This is a genomic window from Thalassobacillus cyri, assembly GCF_900107755.1.
GTDB lineage: Bacteria > Bacillota > Bacilli > Bacillales > Halobacillaceae > Thalassobacillus > Thalassobacillus cyri.
In genome coordinates this window covers 1-21013 of sequence record NZ_FNQR01000030.1, presented here as the reverse complement: position 1 = coordinate 21013, position 21013 = coordinate 1, and the positions used below count along the sequence as shown (strand labels likewise).

Annotated in this window: 23 protein-coding genes, 1 tRNA gene, 1 pseudogene and 1 riboswitch; of the genes and pseudogenes, 10 read left to right on the top strand and 15 right to left on the bottom strand. The window is 43.3% G+C overall.

The genetic code is table 11. The annotated features are described in order from the left end of the window. Positions 1-336: 336 nt before the first annotated feature. The 4 genes from BLV00_RS21465 to BLV00_RS21775 all read left to right on the top strand — a co-directional run bounded on the left by BLV00_RS21465 (position 337) and on the right by BLV00_RS21775 (position 3340). Complete coding sequence (locus BLV00_RS21465) at positions 337-1656, top strand: glycoside hydrolase family 18 protein (protein WP_093046951.1); 1320 nt, start codon at positions 337-339, stop codon at positions 1654-1656. Positions 1657-1834: 178 nt separating this feature from the next. Continuing rightward, a complete protein-coding gene (locus BLV00_RS21460) occupies positions 1835-2218 on the top strand; it encodes a DUF2512 family protein (RefSeq protein WP_093046950.1) in 384 nt (127 codons plus the stop codon). Between the two features lie 59 nt (positions 2219-2277). Then, complete coding sequence (locus BLV00_RS22785) at positions 2278-2637, top strand: SpoIIAA family protein (RefSeq protein WP_425441715.1); 360 nt, start codon at positions 2278-2280, stop codon at positions 2635-2637. Between the two features lie 328 nt (positions 2638-2965). Next, positions 2966-3340, top strand: coding sequence for a hypothetical protein (locus tag BLV00_RS21775; RefSeq protein ID WP_143030757.1), 375 nt, complete (start codon positions 2966-2968; stop codon positions 3338-3340). 582 nt (positions 3341-3922) lie between these two features. Here BLV00_RS21775 and BLV00_RS21450 read toward each other — a convergent pair. The 9 genes from BLV00_RS21450 to BLV00_RS21410 form a co-directional block, all read right to left on the bottom strand. Then, complete coding sequence (locus tag BLV00_RS21450; protein ID WP_093046949.1) at positions 3923-4600, bottom strand: hypothetical protein; 678 nt, start codon at positions 4598-4600, stop codon at positions 3923-3925. A gap of 5 nt (positions 4601-4605) precedes the next feature. Further along, positions 4606-4953 (bottom strand): FixH family protein, encoded by a 348-nt coding sequence (locus tag BLV00_RS21445; RefSeq protein ID WP_093046948.1) that lies wholly within the window; start codon positions 4951-4953, stop codon positions 4606-4608. Further along, positions 4950-5621, bottom strand: a complete 672-nt coding sequence (locus BLV00_RS21440) for an ABC transporter ATP-binding protein (protein WP_093046947.1) — start codon at positions 5619-5621, stop codon at positions 4950-4952. Before BLV00_RS21440 ends, BLV00_RS21445 begins: the two co-directional genes overlap by 4 nt. Then, on the bottom strand, positions 5614-6414 hold the full coding sequence (locus tag BLV00_RS21435) for an ABC transporter permease subunit (RefSeq protein WP_093046946.1): 801 nt from the start codon (positions 6412-6414) through the stop codon (positions 5614-5616). Before BLV00_RS21435 ends, BLV00_RS21440 begins: the two co-directional genes overlap by 8 nt. Then, the gene (gene nosD / locus BLV00_RS21430) at positions 6414-7721 is read right to left on the bottom strand and encodes a nitrous oxide reductase family maturation protein NosD (RefSeq protein WP_176791796.1); all 1308 of its coding nucleotides are present in this window, start codon (positions 7719-7721) and stop codon (positions 6414-6416) included. Before nosD ends, BLV00_RS21435 begins: the two co-directional genes overlap by 1 nt. Further along, positions 7718-8281, bottom strand: coding sequence for a hypothetical protein (locus BLV00_RS21425; protein WP_093046944.1), 564 nt, complete (start codon positions 8279-8281; stop codon positions 7718-7720). Before BLV00_RS21425 ends, nosD begins: the two co-directional genes overlap by 4 nt. A gap of 67 nt (positions 8282-8348) precedes the next feature. After that, positions 8349-10211, bottom strand: coding sequence for a Sec-dependent nitrous-oxide reductase (nosZ, locus tag BLV00_RS21420; protein WP_093046953.1), 1863 nt, complete (start codon positions 10209-10211; stop codon positions 8349-8351). Positions 10212-10229: 18 nt separating this feature from the next. Beyond that, entirely contained in the window at positions 10230-10697 is a 468-nt protein-coding gene (locus BLV00_RS21415; protein ID WP_093046943.1) for a c-type cytochrome, read from the bottom strand. A gap of 369 nt (positions 10698-11066) precedes the next feature. Continuing rightward, positions 11067-11828, bottom strand: coding sequence for an SDR family oxidoreductase (locus BLV00_RS21410; RefSeq protein ID WP_093046952.1), 762 nt, complete (start codon positions 11826-11828; stop codon positions 11067-11069). 192 nt (positions 11829-12020) lie between these two features. Between BLV00_RS21410 and BLV00_RS21405 the strand changes: the two genes are divergently transcribed. Next, complete coding sequence (locus BLV00_RS21405) at positions 12021-12635, top strand: TetR/AcrR family transcriptional regulator (protein WP_093046942.1); 615 nt, start codon at positions 12021-12023, stop codon at positions 12633-12635. 41 nt (positions 12636-12676) lie between these two features. On the opposite strand, the gene BLV00_RS21400 is transcribed toward BLV00_RS21405, so the two are convergent. Together BLV00_RS21400 and BLV00_RS21395 are read right to left on the bottom strand one after the other, a co-directional pair. Next, positions 12677-12760 (bottom strand) — tRNA-Leu (locus BLV00_RS21400). A gap of 116 nt (positions 12761-12876) precedes the next feature. Beyond that, positions 12877-13272, bottom strand: a complete 396-nt coding sequence (locus BLV00_RS21395) for a hypothetical protein (RefSeq protein WP_093046941.1) — start codon at positions 13270-13272, stop codon at positions 12877-12879. Positions 13273-13521: 249 nt separating this feature from the next. Further along, positions 13522-13623: riboswitch (purine riboswitch) on the top strand. Between BLV00_RS21395 and BLV00_RS22610 the strand changes: the two genes are divergently transcribed. The 3 genes from BLV00_RS22610 (at position 13603) to BLV00_RS21385 (ending at position 15662) form a co-directional block, all read left to right on the top strand. Further along, positions 13603-13731 carry a hypothetical protein gene (locus BLV00_RS22610; protein ID WP_281243095.1) on the top strand — a complete coding sequence of 43 codons (129 nt, stop codon included), beginning with the start codon at positions 13603-13605 and terminating at the stop codon, positions 13729-13731. It overlaps the preceding riboswitch by 21 nt. Before the next feature lie 57 nt (positions 13732-13788). Next, entirely contained in the window at positions 13789-14376 is a 588-nt protein-coding gene (locus BLV00_RS21390; RefSeq protein ID WP_093046940.1) for a xanthine phosphoribosyltransferase, read from the top strand. Further along, the gene (locus BLV00_RS21385) at positions 14373-15662 is read left to right on the top strand and encodes a nucleobase:cation symporter-2 family protein (protein ID WP_093046939.1); all 1290 of its coding nucleotides are present in this window, start codon (positions 14373-14375) and stop codon (positions 15660-15662) included. The genes BLV00_RS21390 and BLV00_RS21385 overlap by 4 nt, the downstream gene beginning before the upstream one ends. Positions 15663-15763: 101 nt before the next feature. Here BLV00_RS21385 and BLV00_RS21380 read toward each other — a convergent pair whose 3' ends face one another. Further along, positions 15764-17200, bottom strand: a complete 1437-nt coding sequence (locus BLV00_RS21380; RefSeq protein ID WP_093046938.1) for a DUF2254 domain-containing protein — start codon at positions 17198-17200, stop codon at positions 15764-15766. A gap of 133 nt (positions 17201-17333) precedes the next feature. Then, positions 17334-17957: a ZIP family metal transporter gene (locus BLV00_RS21375; RefSeq protein ID WP_143030756.1), complete on the bottom strand. Its 624-nt coding sequence runs from the start codon at positions 17955-17957 to the stop codon at positions 17334-17336. A 150-nt stretch (positions 17958-18107) separates the two neighbouring features. Between BLV00_RS21375 and BLV00_RS21365 the strand changes: the two are divergent. Next, positions 18108-18483: pseudogene (locus BLV00_RS21365) on the top strand (nucleoside recognition domain-containing protein); the annotation flags it as partial. An 82-nt stretch (positions 18484-18565) separates the two neighbouring features. On the opposite strand, the gene BLV00_RS21360 reads toward BLV00_RS21365, so the two are convergent. After that, the gene (locus BLV00_RS21360; protein ID WP_093046935.1) at positions 18566-19294 is read right to left on the bottom strand and encodes a DsbA family oxidoreductase; all 729 of its coding nucleotides are present in this window, start codon (positions 19292-19294) and stop codon (positions 18566-18568) included. A gap of 33 nt (positions 19295-19327) precedes the next feature. Further along, positions 19328-19960 carry an FMN-dependent NADH-azoreductase gene (locus BLV00_RS21355; protein ID WP_093046934.1) on the bottom strand — a complete coding sequence of 211 codons (633 nt, stop codon included), beginning with the start codon at positions 19958-19960 and terminating at the stop codon, positions 19328-19330. Positions 19961-20182: 222 nt separating this feature from the next. Here BLV00_RS21355 and BLV00_RS21350 point away from each other — a divergent pair, with 222 nt between their 5' ends. After that, positions 20183-20761 carry a TetR/AcrR family transcriptional regulator gene (locus BLV00_RS21350; RefSeq protein WP_093046933.1) on the top strand — a complete coding sequence of 193 codons (579 nt, stop codon included), beginning with the start codon at positions 20183-20185 and terminating at the stop codon, positions 20759-20761. The last annotated feature ends 252 nt before the right edge of the window (positions 20762-21013 follow it).

Below are 21013 nucleotides of genomic sequence, written 5' to 3'. Positions count from 1 at the left end.
ATCAAATCCAGGTTAAGTGGCATGAGTCCCGTCAAATACCGAGAACGTGCCCAGTTAACTGCTTGAATTAAAAAGTGTCCAATATTAAGGGGTCATTTCAGCGAAGCCTGAGGAAGCTCACCACATGCCCACGGAAAGCGAGTGATTTCACGGACCTCCAACCGCTCACCACCGGTAACGGAAACAGTTTATCTCGAAACTGAGTCTTCAGCAAAAGGGAGATTTTCTGTAATATCAAAACGCTGAATTAAAAAAGCCTAAAAATAAACAAGCTGCATAATGATGTTCATTCGGCTCAGACTATGGACATGAAAACTATACGGAAAGGGTCTGCTCATGAAAAAATTAGTCTTCTCCCTTATACTAAGTATCCTTTGTCTGGTGCCAATATCCACGAGCCATGCAAGTATCATTTATACGGTTAAGAAAAATGACACCCTGTGGAGAATTGCGGAGGTGTACAACCGCTCTGCTAAAGAACTGCAAGACATCAACAGGGTGGCAGATCCCGCGAAACTTTTGCCCGGTCAGTCCTTACTGGTACCTGGTAACACCTATGTAGTAGAACCTGGCGATACACTATGGAAAGTAGCCAACCTTCATCAAATATCCATTAAAAATCTAATGGAAATGAATGGACTTACTTCACGTACTGTATACAACGGACAGCGACTGCAAATTCCACAAAGCAGTAAAATGGATGCCACGATCGGAGCTTTTTTTGTTCCCACCACTCCAAGCGAAAATAAATGGGCAATGAACTTTTATAGCAACTACCTTGATTCGATCAGTTTTTTTGAATATCGTCCCGATGCTAATGGCTCCTTAAGCAGTCTGCATGGTGAGGATTCAATTGAACTGGCCTGGAAAAAAGGGATGACCCCTTATGCTACCATTACCAATTTGACCACTGAGGGGTTTGATCCTGACCTTGCTCATGATTTATTAGCAGATACAAAAAAACAACGGCAATTAATTGAAAACATCGCAACATTAGTGCATCAAAAGGAGTATAAAGGAGCGATCATCGACTTTGAAAGCCTCCACCCGAAAGACAGGTCCAATTACAATACTTTTATTAAGATGCTAAACGGACGACTCGATAAAATCGGAGCCAAAGTCGGACTGGCAATTCCTCCGATGAAAGGTGACCGTAAGCCTGCTTATCATGCAGCTTACGATTACCAGACCCTCGGCTCCTATGCTGATTTTTTATTTTTAATGACCTATGACTGGCATTGGGCTGGAGGTGATCCTGGACCGATAGCACCAATTAAACAAGTCAACAAGACTCTTGAATACGCAACTTCTGTCATTCCTGGCGAAAAGATTTATTTAGGGATTGCCATGTATGCGTATGACTGGAATCTAGCTGATGAGGAATATGCGGAAGCCTACTCCCAGGAAGAAGCATTAAGAATAGCTGCGGAACATGCAAGCAGCATCCAGTATAATTACTACTATGCTAACCCTTCCTTCCGTTATACAGATAAAAACGGCGATCCGCATGAAGTGTGGTTCGAAGATGCCCGTTCTCTGCTTCCGAAGTTCCGTCTCGTCAAAAAATATGACCTGAAAGGAGTTGGGGGCTGGAAAACAGGACTCCGCTTCCCTCAACTAGGCTATATGCTTAAAGAAGAATTCACCATCCGTTAACATGGATGGTGTTTTTTTTCTCTGATGTTAAGAAAATATTTCTTTTTTTGTATACCTGCCCAAAATGTTTAGCTCCTTTTCACATGGGAATAAATGTTATAAGTCCAAACCCTGGACAGTGGAAGCTATAATTGTATTTAGGAAAATTGGCATAAAATACCAGAGAAGGAGTGATACCATGGAACATGTTAAGGCGCTTGCGATCAAAGGATTGATGACATTTGTTGCGTTGTTCGTCGTTTTGACTTTGGGATTCAATATTTCGGTGCTAACCGTTCTTGCTATCACTATCGTACTTGGAGCCGTTTCTTATCCACTGGGTGATTTGAAGCTTTATCCAAAAACCACCAATATGATAGCGACTACCGCAGACATCGGGATTGCATTCTTAGTAATTGCAGTGATAGGGCCGATGTTTGGAAGCAACGATGTCTCTTCCTGGATGTCAGCCGGTCTGCTTGCCGGTATAGTTGTGGCAGCAGGTGAATTTTTCTTCCACAATTATATTGGAAACAAACCGATTGGCGATAATAAACGCTTCCGTACTTCTTACCACCATTAAAATCGCAGGACTGTCTCAAAACGAGGCGGTCCTTTCTTATCAAGAAAGGAGGGGCTTCTATGTTTAAATTCTTAGAAAGCCGTGACCCGGCAACCATTGCAGTAAAAGTAGAGGGGAAAGTGACCGAGGAGGACGCAGATAAACTGGATCAGCATGTAAAAGAAACCTTTGGTGATGAAACCTCATTCAATATTCTGGCTATTTTTGATGATTTGGACGGAACCAGTCTCAAAGGCTTCATAACAGGAACAAAATTCGACGCCAAACGCTGGGATCAGATTCGTAAGTTTGCAGTCTCAGCGATAAAAAATGGATGGAATTTTCCACGAAAGCAGGAGATTATTTACCAGGTGTTCGTGCGGAACACTTTGACTCAAACCAACTCGATCAGGCATGGAACTGGATCAAACAATAGATAAACCAGGCTGCTTCCTTCTTGGCTAGCAGCCTGGTTTTTTTCTATTGGAAAGTTTAATCATTAAAAAAGCTATGCCTATTAATATTCAGGTTAATAGCTGTCCTCATAATCTAAATCAGAGGTTTAATATTATCTCCTTACAGGCAGTTTGCATTTATTTCCTATGGTGAAGTTAATTCTTAAGTTGATAATAAATAATAACAAAATACGCTAAAAATGTGGTGATCCTCATTCTTTTTAATTTTTTCATAGGCTTTATTATCCCTTGGTCAATTGCAATTCTAACCTGGCGCCGGGTTCCTTTTTTGTTTTTAACTATTGCACCTTTCATGTCGCTATTATCGGTAACACTTAATCAAATCGGTATGGAGTGGGGATTCTGGACCCTCCATCCACAAACTGTTTTTATAATTTTCAACTCACTAACCATAGACTTTGGCTACAATCCATCAGCCGGCCTGATTTTTACGTATTTCATTTACTGCAAGAAGTGGAAACGATGGAAAGTATACTTAGGATTTATATTATTTTTAAACGGGGCTGAAATGTTAGCTTTGTATTTCAGTAAAGTCGTGTACAATCCTCCTTGGAATGTATTCTATACGTTTCTTGCCTATGTAATCGGCCTGATTATACTGGATTTTTATTTTCATTTTCTGAAGAAGTCGTTCCGGTCATTAATAAATAATCATAATATCCAATAGTGGAATTATAATTAGACCGAACTATGTAAAAAGCAAAATTTACGATAGTTCACTGCTACTAAAGGAGTCCACTCTAATGATTAATCGCGTCTTTATTCAGGAAGACTCGTAGGCTGGATGTTTTTTCTTACTTTAAAAAACAGACTTGTAATTTGTTACCATCCATGTCGTATGAATTAAAAAAGCTTGATTATTAACGTATAGACCCCATTAATTAGTCTTGTTCTTCTTTCAGTTTACTTACAAAAACAAAAAATAGAGGAGAATAAGTGTTTCTGATTCTCCTCTATTGGAGTGAATTGGACCTAAAACTGAACTATTTACAGCCTGAATTCTTATGGGTTATTGTTTTCAATATGAGCTGTTACTTTTCCCAGTCCTTTGGAGCTTCCTGTTACGATTGCCACTTTTTCGTTGATAGAAAATATTCAAGGAACTCATCCTTTCTGGTTCATCCCTCCTTTATGTCTTCCCATCCCATTTCCCAATAAATCTACCAAAACAAAAGAGAAAGCCTTCCTTTAAAGCGAAAGCTCTCTTCTAAAAGACGATTGTATGACAAACAGGTGTGCCTGCACTCAATTAACGGCCCGCACGGACATCGATTTCCAAACTTTCAAGCTGATCCCGATACAATCCCTCAAAGCGTTGGGCCAGTAAATAATTCAATTCCTGCTCACTGGCATCCGGATTTTCTTGTTCCAGTTCTTTCAGCAAATCCTCGCTGACTCTATCCCGCAGCATCGACGCTTCCAGATAGGGACGAATCGCTTGATTGAAGTTTTCTTGCCCGTATGCTTCCACTAAAGCAGCCGCCCGTTCGGCTTCCGCGATTTTCTCTTTCAAACCACCGAGCTGGGATTCTATTTTTTCCGCTGGGATAAAGTAGTTCTTTTCTTCAGCGAGCAAAGCCATCGCATTCAATTCAATGAGATGATTCAACTGGACGTTATAGTTATCGAGATAGGCCATTTGATCCTCCCAGTACTCCTGTCTGTCAGCTAGCGCATCACCAGAAAGCTGCTGCTCATCCTGATGACGAAGCAGCTCGATTTTCACCTGCTGCATCAACGTGTACAAGGTCAGATCTTCATCCAAAAACACTTCGTCTCCGATGCGAACCACTTCATTATCACGTAAAGTGGCATCCACTGCTTCCGTGCTGACGCTGCTACTCTCTTTCTGTTCTGCTGCTTCCGGTTGACAACCAGCCGTTATGAACACGACTGTCATTCCGAGTATAAGCATCCATATTTTCATCACGATCACCCTTCACCGACGTTGATCGTCAGAATTTTCTCGGCATCCCCGCTAGTCAGATCGAGTATCCACTCCCCTGAGATCGGAAGTTCCACTTCTCCGGTATACGTACCGTCTCCGTTGTCCGAAAAGTTGATGTCAATCTCGCCATGATCCATTTTTTCCATTTCCATCAATCCACTTAACGTCAGACCCTGCAACGGTTCTCCATCCTGCTCAGCCCGGACCGTCACCACGGAGGCTTCTCCCTGCTTATATAATGGTGTATCTTCAACCGAAAAGGCGATATCATTCCCTCCGCATGCCGCTAATCCAAAGATCAACACCAGTACCAATAGCACTAGCTTTTTCATGCCCAACTCCCCCTCTTCATCTGCTCTCCTATGAATTCATGGATGTTATATTTGGTTAATTTTCCCGCTTCTAAAAATGCCACATCGGTGCAAACGCGTTCAATTTCGGAGAGGTGGTGGGAAGCCATCAGTATCGTTTTTCCTTCCAGTCCATCGATGATTTGCAACAGCTTTTCCCGCCCGATCGGATCAAGTCCGCTCGTCGGTTCATCCAAAATGATGATATCGGTATCGTAGTATAACGTCACCGCCAGCCCGAGCCGCTGGAGCATCCCTTTCGAGTAGCTCGTAATCGTCTTATTACGATCCTCCCATAAGGCGACAAGTTTCAGCTTCTCTTCCATGATTGTGTCCGATATTTCTTTATCAGCCAGGCTGGCAAAAAAACGCATATTCTCAAAACCGGTCAAGTGTGGGTACAGCTGAAACTTCTCAGGCAAGTAAGAAACTTGCGACTTCCACTTGCCGGTCTTATTGGAATGACCGGCGAGTGTAATCGTCCCTTTCTTCACTTTCTCCAATCCGAGCAAGAGCCGGATCAGCGTCGACTTCCCGGCACCGTTCCTTCCTACCAATGCGCAACGCTCATTGGCACCAATCGTTAAATGAATAGCATCAAGCACGATATTCTTCTGATAGGCGTGGGAAAGACCTTTGATTTCAATCACGCAGCTCACCTCCATGACGAAACTTCGTTGATAATAGAAAGAATAATCCTGGCCAGGTAATGGCATTGATCAAAAGGAAGTACCTGACATCCATGAACATCATTTCATTCAGCAGCCGTGATAAATGATCCATCGAAAATAATCCTAGTGATGTCTCCAGATAAAACCGCATGACATGAATTGGATTCAGGAAATAGAACCACGAGAATACCTGGACATTGTCATAGGAAACCGCAGGCAGGAAATAAAGGAACATCAGGTCGAGTAAAAAGACGGTGACGAACCAGACAAACACATTGGCCCCCACCAGCTGCATTTTCGATTTACAGACCGTGCCAAGCAAAATGCCCAGCTGATTGAAGATCACAAGGAAGATCGCCACAATGAAAAGGAACTTTAAAAAGCTAAGGACATGAAACGCCAGAAAAGCTTTCATAAATAATGCCAGTACAAAGTACGCCAATAGAAATGCGGTCAGGACTACGAACTGGATCGCAAAGGATTTTTTCACCAAAAACGATAAATGAGACTCTCGTTTTGTCAGCAAAATCATCAATGTCTTCAGTTCCTTTTCCTGAAACACGGCGAAGGAAGTGATAAACAAGGCAAATAACGGGAGCAGATAAATGTTGATATCATATAAAGATAAAAGTAACGCTTCAAACGCGAGTTCGCTCGGGTACGTCCGGGCTTCTGCAATGAGAAATATCGAGGTCAGCATCACCAGCCCCAGCCCGATCCACAGTCCCATCCCTCGCGCTTGTTCCAGCCCCTCTTTCCACAAATAAGTCATTACATCCGCCTCCTTCTTTTCCACATGTAAATCCCTGCCACCAAGATCCCGGCCCCGCCAAACATCCATGCTTCATTCGCTGAGGGATTCTCTTTCATAAGCGGATATTTATCGAGCGCCATCGTTTGCTGTCCGGATAGCAGGTTGTTGAGCTGTTCATACACAGCCATCGCCGGACTTTCCAAAAACAAATAGACGAGCTCGTTTTCTTCAATCAGCTGGCTGATTGCTGATGTGGAAGCCATCTCCCTGTCTCCTGCCCCGTCCTGATCGAGGTCAAGCATCGGAGTATTCCAATAGTTGCCTACCCCATTTTTGAAGAACTGATTGTTGGACTTTCCCCCAACCGCGATCACATCACTGCTGTTGTCATGGAAAGAATTTTTAATAAAATAATGGGACGTTGTAGAAGACCAGACTTCGATACCGATTTTGTTTTTGAAAAACGTGTTACCCTCTATCATGTTGCTGGTCGATTGTTCCAGGTACAATCCCCGCTGGTTCAAATAGAATTCATTGTCGATGACGTCGTTCTCCCTGCTGCCCTGTATGATGAGACCAAAGGAACGGGAACCATGATTGTAGGAAAAACTATTATTCCGAAGTTCGATGTTATCGGAGTGCATAATGGCAGCCCCACCGGTATTCTGGATGAATTTGTTCGCTTCGAATCGATTAAAGTTGGAGTACATATAATGCAACCCGTAGCGGGTTTCCTGTACAGTATTTTCAATGATTTCATTATTATCGGAGTATTCGACGTAGATCCCATCACGCGATTGCTTGATGAAATTTCCCTCGATGTGATTGTCGCCAGAGCGAACAATATGAATGCCGCTCCCCATATCACCAAGTGACGAGGTATCGAGGCCGACGATCGTATTATTTTCTATCACAATATGTTTGGATTGATTAATATAAATGCCATGATATGTTTCCGCGATATCCAGATTTTTGAGTGTAATATTCTGATCCAGCACCCGCACACCGGCGAACTCTTCACTTGTATCCCGGCTTCTGCCGCTGTAGCGGATTTCCAAGTTTTCTAACGTGACATCAGGACTTTCTATTTCTATGACATTACCAGTTCCGTCCCCATGTACCTTCGTACCATTCTTCCCCTTCACCGTCAGCGGTTTTGTGATGACGACGTTTCCTTTGTACGTCTTATTCTCCAGTTCCAGTTCTCCTCCGGCCGGTGTTTCTTCAATCAGCTCCTGCAATTCATTAATGCCACCGGCTGCCGCCTCCCCAGGCAGCAGCCATAAACCCACGGCTAGCAACAAGCCTGTGATCACCTGTTTCATAGTTTCCGATCCTTCCATAAAGGAATAACGAGCAATAGGAACACGACCGCAAGAAGATAGGCTCCATAACTGAATGCACTGTTCGTGACAAAGTTGGCAATTGTGTTTTCCCCAATTAATGGCGGAACAAAGGGTTCCAATTCAATCGGTGCCTTCGGATCAAGATCGGTACCGAACGTTTTCAGCCAGCGATACATATCCCAGATACCGAGTGCGCCAAGTGCGACATACAAACCGATCAGACCGGTCAGCACTTTTTTGTTCCTCAGTACAGCCCCGATCAGTACCAATACTGCAAATCCTCCTATTATATAAGGCATGAACACCAGTTCCGGAAATGATGCATTACTGAATTCCGCCATTCCAATATAATGATTGAGTCCATTGACAATGTCGATATCTCCATCAAGGGTCGTTGGATAGACGATGATATCCAGTCCTTCCTGATATTGTGGCGCATAAAATTTCATTCCCCACCAGGGAAGAAATATGCTGACAACGAGCAGAACACCACTCACTGCCATCAGGGCAGCTGATGTGTTGGATAAGTTCTTTTTCATAACCTCTCATCTCCTAAAATGGATTGGAAAAGTGAAGGAAGCCCCTCACTTTTCCAATTGGAGTTGTTTATTTTGGTTCTACGAGTAAGTATCCACTCATTTCCTGATGCAAAGCAGAGCAGAAATTTGTACAGTAGATCGGGAATGTTCCAGCCTTATCTGCTTTGAACGTCAGCGTATTGGTCTGACCTGGCTGGATTTCAAAGTTCAAGTCATAATCATTGATTCCAAAACCGTGGGTGATGTCCTGATCCAGATCGATATTGGTCATATGGAAATAGACCGTATCCCCTTGTTTGACCGTAACTGCATCAGGCCGTTCCGCTTTGGCATCGAATACAAACTTCGAGCGCATGGCTATTCCATACACATGGACTTCATCGCCTTTTCTTTCGATCCGGGCATCATCCTGTGACCAGACAGAATTTTCCCGTGACTCATCCTTATCGTAAATTTTCTTTGGCTTGATCTTGTCGCGATGGACGATCTGAGCATAGTGTGGCTCCGGATCTGTAGGTGCCGTAATGAGATGTTCCATTTTATCGCCAGAAATATCAAACAAGTCCATCGATTCCGGATGAGAAGGACCTACTGATAAGAAATTGTCTTTCGCGATTTTGTTTAGAGCGACAATATATTTTCCATCCGGTTCAATGGTGTCCCCTTCAGCTGCAGAAGCATGGCCTGGAGAATAATAGGTCGGCTTCCGGTCGATGACCTCTCCGCTATCAACTTTCCATTTCACGATTTCCGAGGAAATGAACATCGTGTTGTAGGCATGACCCTTGTCATCAAACTGGGTATGCAATGGCCCAAGTGCCCCTTCCGGATCCACTTCACGTTCCACTACTTTTTCATAAGGAAGAACCGGGATATCAAATTCTTCCCCTTTAAAGTCTTTGGATTTGATCGCTTCAAAGGCTTTTTCAAAAGAAAATACCGTCATCAGTGGAGCAAGTTTTCCGGAAGCAATAAAACGCTCGCCATCCGGTGTCACATCAACGCCGTGCGGTGATTTAGCTACCGGGATAGCAAAAATGGCACCAGGTACATCACGGGGATCGATCATTTTTGCTCCGTTGACGTCGTTATAGTTGCCGTTCGCCACTTCATCCTCAAGCCGTTTCCAGTTGATCATGACAATATAATCACGGTCGTTCTGGGAAGCGTTGATTTCCAGGTTGGTCGTTGCGAATTCCGTATTATACGTCGTCATGACGATCCAATCTTTTGACATCTTTTTACCAGCATCCGATAAGTCATAAGACCATGGCGGCAAAACGATCTGATAAGCTAAATCGAATTTTTTCGACTTCCGATCAAAGGTAGTCATCGAAACAACGCCTTTATAATCTTCTTCATACTTATCAAGTTCTGCATATTCCCCTGCTAGCGGACGGGCGAACCGCGTGGGCATTGCAATGTATTCCGTGTTCTCTGTGACGAACACCCCGGCATGTGGACCTCCCATGTTCGGCAGGCTCATGATATCGGATGTATGGAAAGTGCTGAGATCAACTGCTGCAACCCGATTGTTCCCAACATCATTTGCAAACAGGAACTCGCCATCATAATCCCCGCCTGTTTCCGAAACAGCGGGATGGTGGAAGTCGCCCCAGCTATAGCCTCCGAGCATTTCCTTCGTTTTATCATCAAACCCATACCCTGTCGCCGGATCCGGAGTGAATACCGGAACGGTACGAATCTTTCTCATCGACGGGACACCATAAACGAACAACTGTCCGGAATGCCCGCCAGATGCAAACATGTAATATTCATCCTGCTCACCATAAGGTACATAAACTTTTTCTGCTTTACTCTTATTAGCAGCCGCGTCACCTGCATTAGCCTGATTGAAATCGGCAAAAAAGACGATGGAAACCAACAGACCTGTCAGCACACCCACTACTCCATATAAAATTCGCTGCATATTCACTGTACTCTCCCCCTATTCACCCTGCTCGGACGCTTTTTTCAAAGCTTCCACGATTTTTTTACGTTCCTCATCCGGCAAAGGATTTCCTGAAATCACGGTCGACATGACTGCCGATGTCGGTTCCTGCAGGAATTCTTCTACCGGCTTGCCGTGCTTATTTTCGACAGTGGAATAGGCATCAGATAAATCCGGTCCAGTGGTTCCCCCTTGCAAATCGAGTGACTCTACAGCATGGCAGGAAAGACAGTTGTTGGCCTGGAGCGCTTCACCCTCTCCTGTTGCAACAGCTTCCGTTTCATCTGGTGTTTCCTCTTCTTTCGCTTCATTTTCACCAGCTTCTTCCGATTTAGTTTCCGTTTCATTAACCGATGACTCCGGCTGATCCGTTGCTGCTGTGCTATTATCCATTCCCATGAACAAATACCCACCCGCAAAAGCGACAACAAAACCAGCGATAAAAATCAATATGTTCCACTTCATGGTTTGACCTCCCTTTTTTCTGTATCTATTAACCATGCTTTCATCTTATAGGAGGTACGCATGGGGGGATGTGATATCTCTCACATATTCGGTTTGTATTTATGTCTAAATTGGTAACATGCAAAAAGGGTAAAACAAAAAAACTTCTTTTTAATAAAGAAGATCCGACAAAGCGGTAGATTTATAAAAGCGACAATACCTGTGAGCGATACAGCGCTAGGTGTACGACCTTAGCTAATAATTGTGCAAGTTCCGAACCTAATTAATTGTGCGTGCTATCCCACTAGTCGCGCATCCTCCACTTTCAGAGGTTCACTACACAAAAAAAGACGCGTCCCCCAAGGAAAGCGCGTCTTATTCTCTCCGTTTTTAAAAGGCTGCTGTCCAGCCAGCATCTGCGGTAATGACGGTTCCGTTCACAAAGCTGGAGTCATCGGAGGCCAGGAACAATGCCACCTGGGCAATTTCTTCCGGCTGACCAGTTCGAGGAATCACGGAATGTGCCAGCTTCGTCCGTCCTGCACCGAATTCGTTAACGTTCTTCATAGAAGCTCCGATATTCGTTTCAACAGCCCCTGGAGCGATCGCATTACAGCGGATTCCATTATTGGCGTACATGAAGCCGGTGTTTTTCGTGAAGCCGACGACCGCGTGCTTGGAAGCAGCATAAGTTGCACCCGCATGGGCACCGTTCTCTCCGCCAGTCGACGCTGTGTTGATGATAACGCCTTTTCCTTTTTCCAGGAAGATTGAAATCGCCTTACGCGTGGCACGCATCACCCCTTTGGTATTGACAGCAAATATCAAGTCCCATTTGTCATCCTCAATATCCCCGGCCGGTTCAAACCCATCCATGATCCCGGCGTTGTTGACCAGAATGTCCAATGTACCGTATTCATTCACTGCTGTATCGATCATGTTTTCTACGTCCGCCAGTTCGGCTACATTCACTTTCACTGCTTTCGCCGTGCCGCCGCTTGACGTAATCCCCGCAACGTCCTGTTCAGCCCCTTCAAGGTTCAAATCAGCTACGATCACTTTCGCTCCCTCTTTCGCATAAAGTTCCGCGATCGCTTTCCCCATACCGGATGCTGCACCTGTCACGACTGCCACTTTGTCTTCAAGCTTCATATAAAACGCCTTCCCTTTTTTGAATACGCTTACTTTCTGGTGATGCATATGTGCAATAACCTTCACTTTTAAGTATAATAAACGTAATCAGATGACACGATCAGCATTAATACGAGCGTTTGTCTAATAATAGACACCTACTCATGGGATTGTTGGTTAACGTATGAAAAAATCGGACAGGAGGCTGATAGAATGGATATAGATAAACGAGTCAGGCGGACGAAAAAAGCGTTGCAGAACTCCCTCCTCATCTTAATGGAAGAAAAGGACTTTCAGGACATCACGATCACAGATATCGTTACGACCGCCGATTACAATCGCGGTACTTTTTACAAGCACTATAAATATAAAGAAGATCTGTTGAATGAAATTATCGAAGATGTCATTGTCGGTTTGAAAGAGTCTTACCGGGAGCCATATAACGACAAGGAAACGTTCGAAGTGTCCAGCCTCTCTTCGTCTGCCATTAGAATTTTCGACCATGTGGAACAAAACTCAAAATTCTATCAGATTATCATCCGTTCTAACGCGTTGCCAGGCTTCCAGGAAAAATTCATCCAAGCATTGAAAGAGCTGGCATTAGAAGATCTTACAGACCTCCATCCCAACCCTGAGGTCAACCCGGACTTGCACGCCAGTTATCAGTCTTATGCGATTCTCGGTATGATCATTGATTGGGTAAACGGCGGGTTAAAGCACCCCTCTTCCTATATGGCCGGGCAACTAGTAGAAATTCTGAAAATCGAACCGATGAAAACAACATTCAAAACTAAATATGTACCCCCGATCGTACCACCCGATCTATAATAAAGAGCCCTTCCACAAGTGGAGAGCTCTTTCGTACCAAGTGGCGAAGGTGGGACTCGAACCCACACGCCCGGGAAGGCACTTGATTTTGAGTCAAGCGTGTCTGCCAATTCCACCACTTCGCCCCGAATTCCTCTTCTTTTCATGCGGAATCATAGTAAATCTGCTTGTAAAATTCAATCCCAGCAAATGAAAAAACCAGGTGATAGCTGCTAAATATCACCTGGTTCTGATTTTAGACTCACCAACCTGTCGGAAGTGCCGCTACAGGCATTAAGGATACCTCATACGTGTAGCCACCATCTTGCTCACCAGTTGGCCATAGTGCTGTCGCCATGTAGATGACCTTAATAGAATTGTCTTGAGAAAATTCGGTTACATAGACAATCCGGTCAGCCATAATTCCGATTTGTTCCTCGGTCCATAGGATACGATCAGCCATAAATCCGATAGAATCAACCGTATATAATACCCCGTCCAAAGTATCAGTATAGGTATCTGCACCAATTTGACCATAAGTGACAAGGACGTCTGCTGCAGTTGTTTCCGCGCTCGCTTTTTGTGGTGTACCACTCACTGCAAGCAGAGATAATACTAGTGTAAAAGCTAACACTAATTTAATCATTTTATTTTTCATACGATATTGACCTCCCTTTAAATATACCCCTCAAGGTTTACATTGATTAGTATATACCTCTATTGGTATATTGTCAACAGTACAAACTCATCTTACTGCCCAAGCCCTAACACATCTACCGTGTCGCTATCCGGTTCAGGATGGGTGATATTCATGAGAAAAAGCTTTGACATCCTCAAATATTTCATGTAGATTATCTATTATACGAACATTACATAATTAATATCATTTATTATTCGCTTTTCCAATCTGCCAACTTCATAATCTTTTCATATAATCGCAGGGATATGGCCTGCAAGTTTCTACCGGTTTACCGTAAATGAACCGACTATGAAAAGCAGCATGGTAGTAGAACGGGATGAACTCCCGGCCTCTATTCTATTTGTCATCGATCAAAACAACGACAAAGCTCGCTTTCCTCATAGTGAAATGGAAAGCGGGCTTTTTTCATCCTTTTAGAAGGTTACCTTCATGAAAGGATAAAAGGATAAAGTTTTTTTCAGAAAGGGGATTACCATGAAATTATTAGAGCAGAAGATTTTGAGAGAAGGTAACGTATTATCGGAAACCGTCATCAAGGTCGATTCTTTCCTGAACCATCAGATCGATCCTGTATTGATGAGAGAGATTGGCGCGGAATTCACAGACCGTTTTGCCGGTCGTGGCATTACAAAAATCCTGACATTAGAATCATCCGGAATCGCTCCTGCGACCATGACTGGATTGGCGATGGGAGTACCGGTCATTTTTGCCAGAAAACGAAAGTCTCTCACCTTGCACGATAACCTGTATACAGCTGAGGTCCATTCGTTCACGAAAAAAGAAACCAATGAGATTTCTGTTTCGAAAGATTATCTCTCAAACGAAGATACCATCCTGATCATGGATGATTTTCTCGCAAACGGCCAGGCGGTATCAGGCTTGATGGATATAGCAGATCAAGCTGGAGCAAAGCTTGGAGGGGTTGGCATCGTTATTGAAAAAGGATTTCAGGATGGAGGGAAACTGTTGCGGAAACAGGGCATCCAGGTAGAATCATTGGCAACGATCGCCTCTTTATCAGATAAACAAATCACATTTCACAAGGAGCGTGCTTTGACATGAAAACATTCACCTTAGGGTTGCAGCATTTACTTGCTATGTACACAGGAGCCGTCTTGATTCCATTGATTGTTGGAGGTGCACTCGGGCTAACTTCAGAACAGCTCACTTATCTTGTCGCCATCGACCTCTTGATGTGCGGGGTAGCGACCATCCTCCAGATCGTCAACAACCGCTACTTCGGCATTGGACTTCCTGTCGTTCTTGGCTGTACATTCACGGCTGTCGCTCCGATGATCGCCATCGGTGGCCAATACGGAATTTCAGCTATTTATGGTGCAATTTTGGCTTCCGGCTTATTTGTGGTAGTAATCAGCAGTTTTTTCGGGAAAATGGTACGGTTCTTTCCACCGGTGGTCACCGGAACAGTGGTCACTGTTATTGGAATCACCTTAATCCCTGTTGCTATCAACAATATGGGCGGCGGACAAGGCGCCAGTGATTTCGGATCGATTACGAATATATCGTTAGCGTTCGGGACGCTCTTGTTTATCATACTGGTCTACCGATTTACACACGGCTTTATACGGGCGATCGCCATTTTACTTGGAATCATTGCTGGAACGATTGCATCAGCTTTCGTCGGAAAAGTCGATGTTTCCGCAGTGACAGAAGCTTCTTATTTCCATATGGTTGAACCTTTCTATTTTGGGATGCCAACGTTCGAGTGGTCAGCTATCTTAACAATGATTTTAGTGGCCATGGTTTCGATGGTGGAATCCACCGGGGTTTATTTTGCACTTAGCGACCTGACGGATAAGAAATTAAAACAAACCGACCTCGCAAAAGGCTATCGTGCGGAAGGGCTGGCCATTTTTCTTGGCGGGATCTTCAATGCATTTCCATACACAGCCTTCTCTCAAAATGTCGGTCTTGTCCATTTGACTGGTGTTAAGTCTCGTAAAGTGATCCTGGTAACCGGGATCATGCTGATAGTATTAGGCTTCATTCCGAAAATTGCAGCATTGACAACCATCATCCCGGCAGCTGTTCTAGGAGGAGCAATGGTTGCGATGTTCGGTATGGTCATATCCCAGGGAATTAAAATGTTAAGCAGTGTCATCGCAGACTCCCCGGAAAACTCCATGATCGTCGCTTGTTCGGTTGGGATGGGACTAGGTGTGACCGTCGTTCCTGAACTTTTCGCCCAGCTGCCGTCTGGCATCCAAATCCTTACAAGCAACGGGATCGTTGCCGGCAGTGTGACCGCAATTGTGCTGAATATTGTATTCAATATGACTCCTCGCAATGTAAAAGTAACCCTGTTAAAAGAAAAGAAAGCTTCCTGATAAGACATTGAAGAGCCAGCAGAACACTGAGTTCTGCTGGCTTTCATGTGTTAATTGCTTCTTAGAAAGGTAAGCTTTAAAGATTAAAACAGGAAATTCTGTCACCTGATACCCTCACTATTAACTGGAATTTTAAATTCCACCTCTTTCCGGTCCTCACTATCTGTCATGCCAGCTAGCATTCGGTGCACTAACCTGTTATATTCTGATTCATATCCGGTCGTTTCCGCTATCTTTAACAGCGTTTCATAAAGCTTTTTCCTGTCAAGCGTATGGAGGAAATTGTATTCCAGCGTTCGAATGGTATAAACAGCAAATTCCCATAAAGCTTTACAATCCTGTTTATCGATTACCTTTGCAATTGCGTGTAAGACCTTTAAAATTTCCGTTGTAATGATGACATTCTCTCTGGAATAATGACGGATGGAAGCGAACCCGGTATAAAGGTAATCTTCAAATACAAGGTTTTGAATCACCACCCGTAATCTGCCTTTCTCATCTACCAAGTAGGGAGTAAAGGATACATGAGTAATGCGTGTCAATAAATCCCCTATCTGATACAGGGTACGAATAGTTGTCTTAGGGTCATTGTTACCAATAGATCTAATCGCTATTTCTACTAATTTATTCAGACTGAATTCAATATCCTGCACTTCATTTTGATTTTTACCGATTCGAATCAAAGACCGATATTTCGATTCATCTATGGAGTTGGAGTGATCCTTCCAATAAATAAGTAATGGAGTAGATTGAAAGGCATAGTTTCCTATTTTATATTCTAATTGAATGATTATATCGTCCTTTTCCGCCTCACGTATTAAGGAGATAAAATCTATCGTTTGAATGTACCCTGATTCTTCAATTTTAACAGGATATCCCTCAGCCTTATCCTGTGGTACTTGGTCAATAACTGATTCAGGATCATTGACCCGATATTGATCCAGTTCTTTCATCAATAAATTCTTTGCAGTGAGCACTGATTCTTCTTTCATATTATCCGTCATATTGGTAACCTGCAGCCAGGTAACGATATGATTAATAAAAATAATGAACGTTGCTACTGACACCATAATCAATCCTGTTGCAAGCATGGGAATGAAAAAGAAACTCCCCTCTTTATTGACGAACAACAAACAAAGCAGCACAAATTGGAAACTTCCAATAAATATACCCAAGGTCCTTTGGGTCACTTTATTCATCATAAAATTTTTTAATATACGAGGGGAAAATTGAACCGAGAAAGTGGTCAATGCGGCAAGGACGCCATAAAAAGTGAAAGTCGTTAAAGATAAAATTCCTCCAGTCAACGTACTTAACAACGTCCGGGTCAGCTGGTACTCCAGTGTAATAGCCGCAGGAATATAACTACCCAAATTCATTCCGGAATCCGCCCAAACCGCAAAGGCGAATAGTAATATACCAAATATTGAGTAAATGACCGGTGTTGCCCATAAATTAGCATATAGATCCATGGATTTCTCTCTGCTTGCTGCAACTTTAAAACTTTTATGTGGATTAAAATGTTTTTTCATCGACATTCGATCACCTGCTTCTTTAACCAGCCCTAAGGGAGATTTATTTTTTTTATGATACTATGTTTTGTTTTACCCAAAATGATCGCTACAAAACTAGTAAACAGGTGAACAATCCAAATAACGCTTAACTTTCGGCCTACATCAACCAGAAATAAAAGAAAGTAAGCATAAATGTAAGGCTTAATATTGCTAAAGCAGCTACTTTTGACGTTCGCTTAATGGCTGGTATCAAAATCTCGTAAATAGTACCGTATCCAATCGTTCCTATCGCAACACCCATAAGCCAGGAATAATTTCTGATCGTATAAACCTCTGGCATTTGTAAGCCTACCCATGAAGCTATCCAAATAATCAGGGATAAACAAAAAGTGGCACACAAAAACATCAACCATCTATACTGTAAAACTAAAATCGGAATAAACAGGGCCATCCCTTCAGGTAATAGGTGAAAGAACAAAATCGTATATAACGAGCTTTGAACCCCTGTATCATCGACTCCTGTATTGATTCCCATGGTAAGTCCAACTGGTATATTGTGCACGCCTATAGCAACAATCAAAAAAACAAACGAGTGAAAGGTGGTTTTTCGTCTATTCAATTGGAGTAAACGATTGAAAAGCGCCATCCCGAAAATACCTGCCATAGCGCCAAGAGCCACTCCTTTTGCCTGGTATGCCCTTAGTACCTCAGGAAGGAGTACAATGAGGAGCAAACTTAGCAAAACTACCCCACTTATGAGCAGGCTGTAGAACTTTTTCACTCACCAACAACCGGACACACAATCCGCCAATACATCCCCCTGAAATAAGTCCAAGGAAACTCATTATAAACACTTCAACCAATTGCATAAGACTCCCTTTCACTGTTTGACCTGTCTTCATTATCCTATCTCTAAAAATCCCCAATATGATTAGCTCCATTTGCTACAGCTTTAGGTCTGGATGGGTTCATCCTCTTGGCTTTCATTCTTGGACTTCCAGCGAATGATTTTATCCTGCCCATCTTATGGATGAGTTACCTCTCTACAGGAGCATGATCGAAGTTACGAGCCTGACAGAATTGAAACAAATCTTTTTTGACCAAGGATGGACGTGGCTGACCGCTTTGAATATGAGGTTGTTTTCTTTGCTTCATTATCCATGTGGCATGTGGCACTCCCAAGCTCAACAATATTAAAGAAACAAAAAAGTCCTAAATGGACGTTTGTCGCTTTTGCGTTCAACCACTATAGCCATCGTTGTTACATCTTAATTGCTCAGGTTGTAAGAGGACTAGGGTTAGTTTAAAAACTTTTTTCAAAATAGTGCAGACCACAAAAAAGCCCGATTAGCGAAGGGAAGCTTCGAGTAATCGGGCTTTTCATACCATTCATGCTTTATTATGATCTTCTGGTACATTACAGCTGTCATCTGTACAAGCTGCATCTGTGGATGTTTGTACCTGTTGCAAAGAAGGCGTTTCGTTCTCTTCCTTCCACACTTTTTCCAATGTTTCCTGGAAAAGTTCTGGTGGCTGGGCGCCAGAAATCGCATATTTACGATTGAATACGAAGAATGGCACACCCTGAACACCGATTTGCTGGGCTTCGCGCTGGTCGTTTCGGACATCTTCCAAAAAGTCATCGCCAACCAGCACCTCTTCTGCTTCTTCACCGTCCAAACCAACCTCCTCGGCAAGTTCAATCAACGTGGCAGGACGACCAAGGAAACGGGATTCTGTGAAGTAGGCACGCAGCAGGCGCTCCGTGAACACCAGGCCTTTTCCCTGCTTTTCAGCGTACTTGAACAAGCGATGAGCATCCAATGTATTGGTCTGCTTTGCATGATCAAAATTGTAATCCAAACCGACTGTTTTAGCCGTTTCAACCAACTGATTGTTCATGGCTTTCGCCTGTTCGACAGTCGTACCCATTTTATTGGCAAGCACTTCATAAACGGAGACATTTTCATCACTCGGAAGCTGAGGCTGTAATTCATAGCTTTTGAAAATGAGCTCGACATCTTCTTTGTGAGCAAACGTTTCTAATGCCTGCTCAAGCCGGCGTTTGCCGATATAGCAAAACGGGCAGACAAAATCGGACCATACTTCTATTTTCATATCTGGCACCACACTTTTTATTAAGATTACGCCTTATGCGTACTGGTAGGCAAGGTTGCGGGCACTTTCTTTCACTTTGTTCATGCCTTCTTCCACAATTTCTTCCGCTTTATCCGGCATCGCATTGTGGCCTTCAATGATGACTTCATCGATGATATCCATGCCGTACAAGCCGCCGAATATGTTACGCATGAAGTTGACGGACATTTCCATCGGAGCCATTTCTTCAGAAGAATAAACACCGCCACGTGCGTTCAACAGGATAACTTTCTTACCAGGCATTAGCGGCTTGATGCCTTCTTCTGTATATTTGAAAGTGAAGCCAGCTTCAGAAACATAGTCGATGAATGTGTGCAATTTCGCTGGAATCGTAAAGTTCCAAAGTGGAAATGCCAACACGATGACATCGGCAGCTTCAAGTGCATCTTTCGCTTTTTGCTTCGCATCAAGCAGGCGCTGTTCGACATCATTCAAACGCTCGCCAGCTTCCAGTTTAGTCAATGCGTTGAAAAGGTCCTGTCCGAAATAAGGCATGTCTTCCGCGAAGACATCATACGTTGTGAGGGTTAGATCGTTATTGTCTTTGACCTCTTCCATGAATGTTTCGTACATTTTTGTTGTGATACCGTCGGGACGATTGTTTCCTTTAACGACTAATACGTTCATAATTATGATTCCTCCTATATAATCTAAGATGCTTGTGTAAATACTTTTATTATAGCTGGATGGAAACTCCATCTTTTTAAACATCTTTTGTTTATACAACAAATGTCGTATAATCGCATTATAAAGACTTATCAGCAGGTACTCAACCAATAAGTTTTACGTTTTATTGTATAAACAACATTTTTCGATATCTGTTTAAAAAGTAGAAAGGGGCAGCAACCCATGGCAGAAAAAACCGATCCCCGTATCCTTCGTACCCGGAAACTGATAATGGATGCTTTCATGTCGCTTTCGGAAAAAAAGAAATTCAAAGCCATCACCATCAAAGATATCACGCAGGAAGCGACCGTCAACCGGGCAACCTTTTACTACCATTTCACCGATAAGTATGATTTATTGGATAAAGTATTGAAAGAAGACCTGATGGTAAACGTTTGTCAGGAAATCGGTGAGCATGACGTTATAAATGCCGAGACTATTAAAAGTGTATTCCTGACCGTGACTAAGTTTAACGCCTCGATGTCCACCAGATGTCCGGACAGCTTCGCGGCTTTCACCGATCGCATTGAGCACCTGATCAAGGAAGATATGCAGCAGTTGTTCCTCACCATTTTATCCAAACAGTTCCCCGATCAACATGAGCATTCGTTACGAGTGGCAGCCGTCATGCTGAGCTGGGCGATCTATGGGGCGACAGAGGATTGGAAGAAAAATTGCGAGCTTCCTGCAGAAGAATATGTGGATTATGTGGTTCCTTATATCATGAAAGGCACTGACTCCTTAACAGCCGAACCGATTTGAACGAAAAACCTTAGTAGTGAATTTACAGTAAAAGCTCCCTTTTGCTGAAGACTCAGTTTCGAAAGAAACTGTTTCCGTTATGTTGATGAGCGTGTGGAGGTCCGGGAAATCACTCGCTTTCCATGGGCGTACGTTAAGCTTCCTCGGGCTAATGAAATGACCCCTTAATATTGGACACTTTTTAATTCAAGCAGTTAACTGGGCACGTTCTCGGTATTTGACGGGACTCATGCCACTTAACCTGGATTTGAT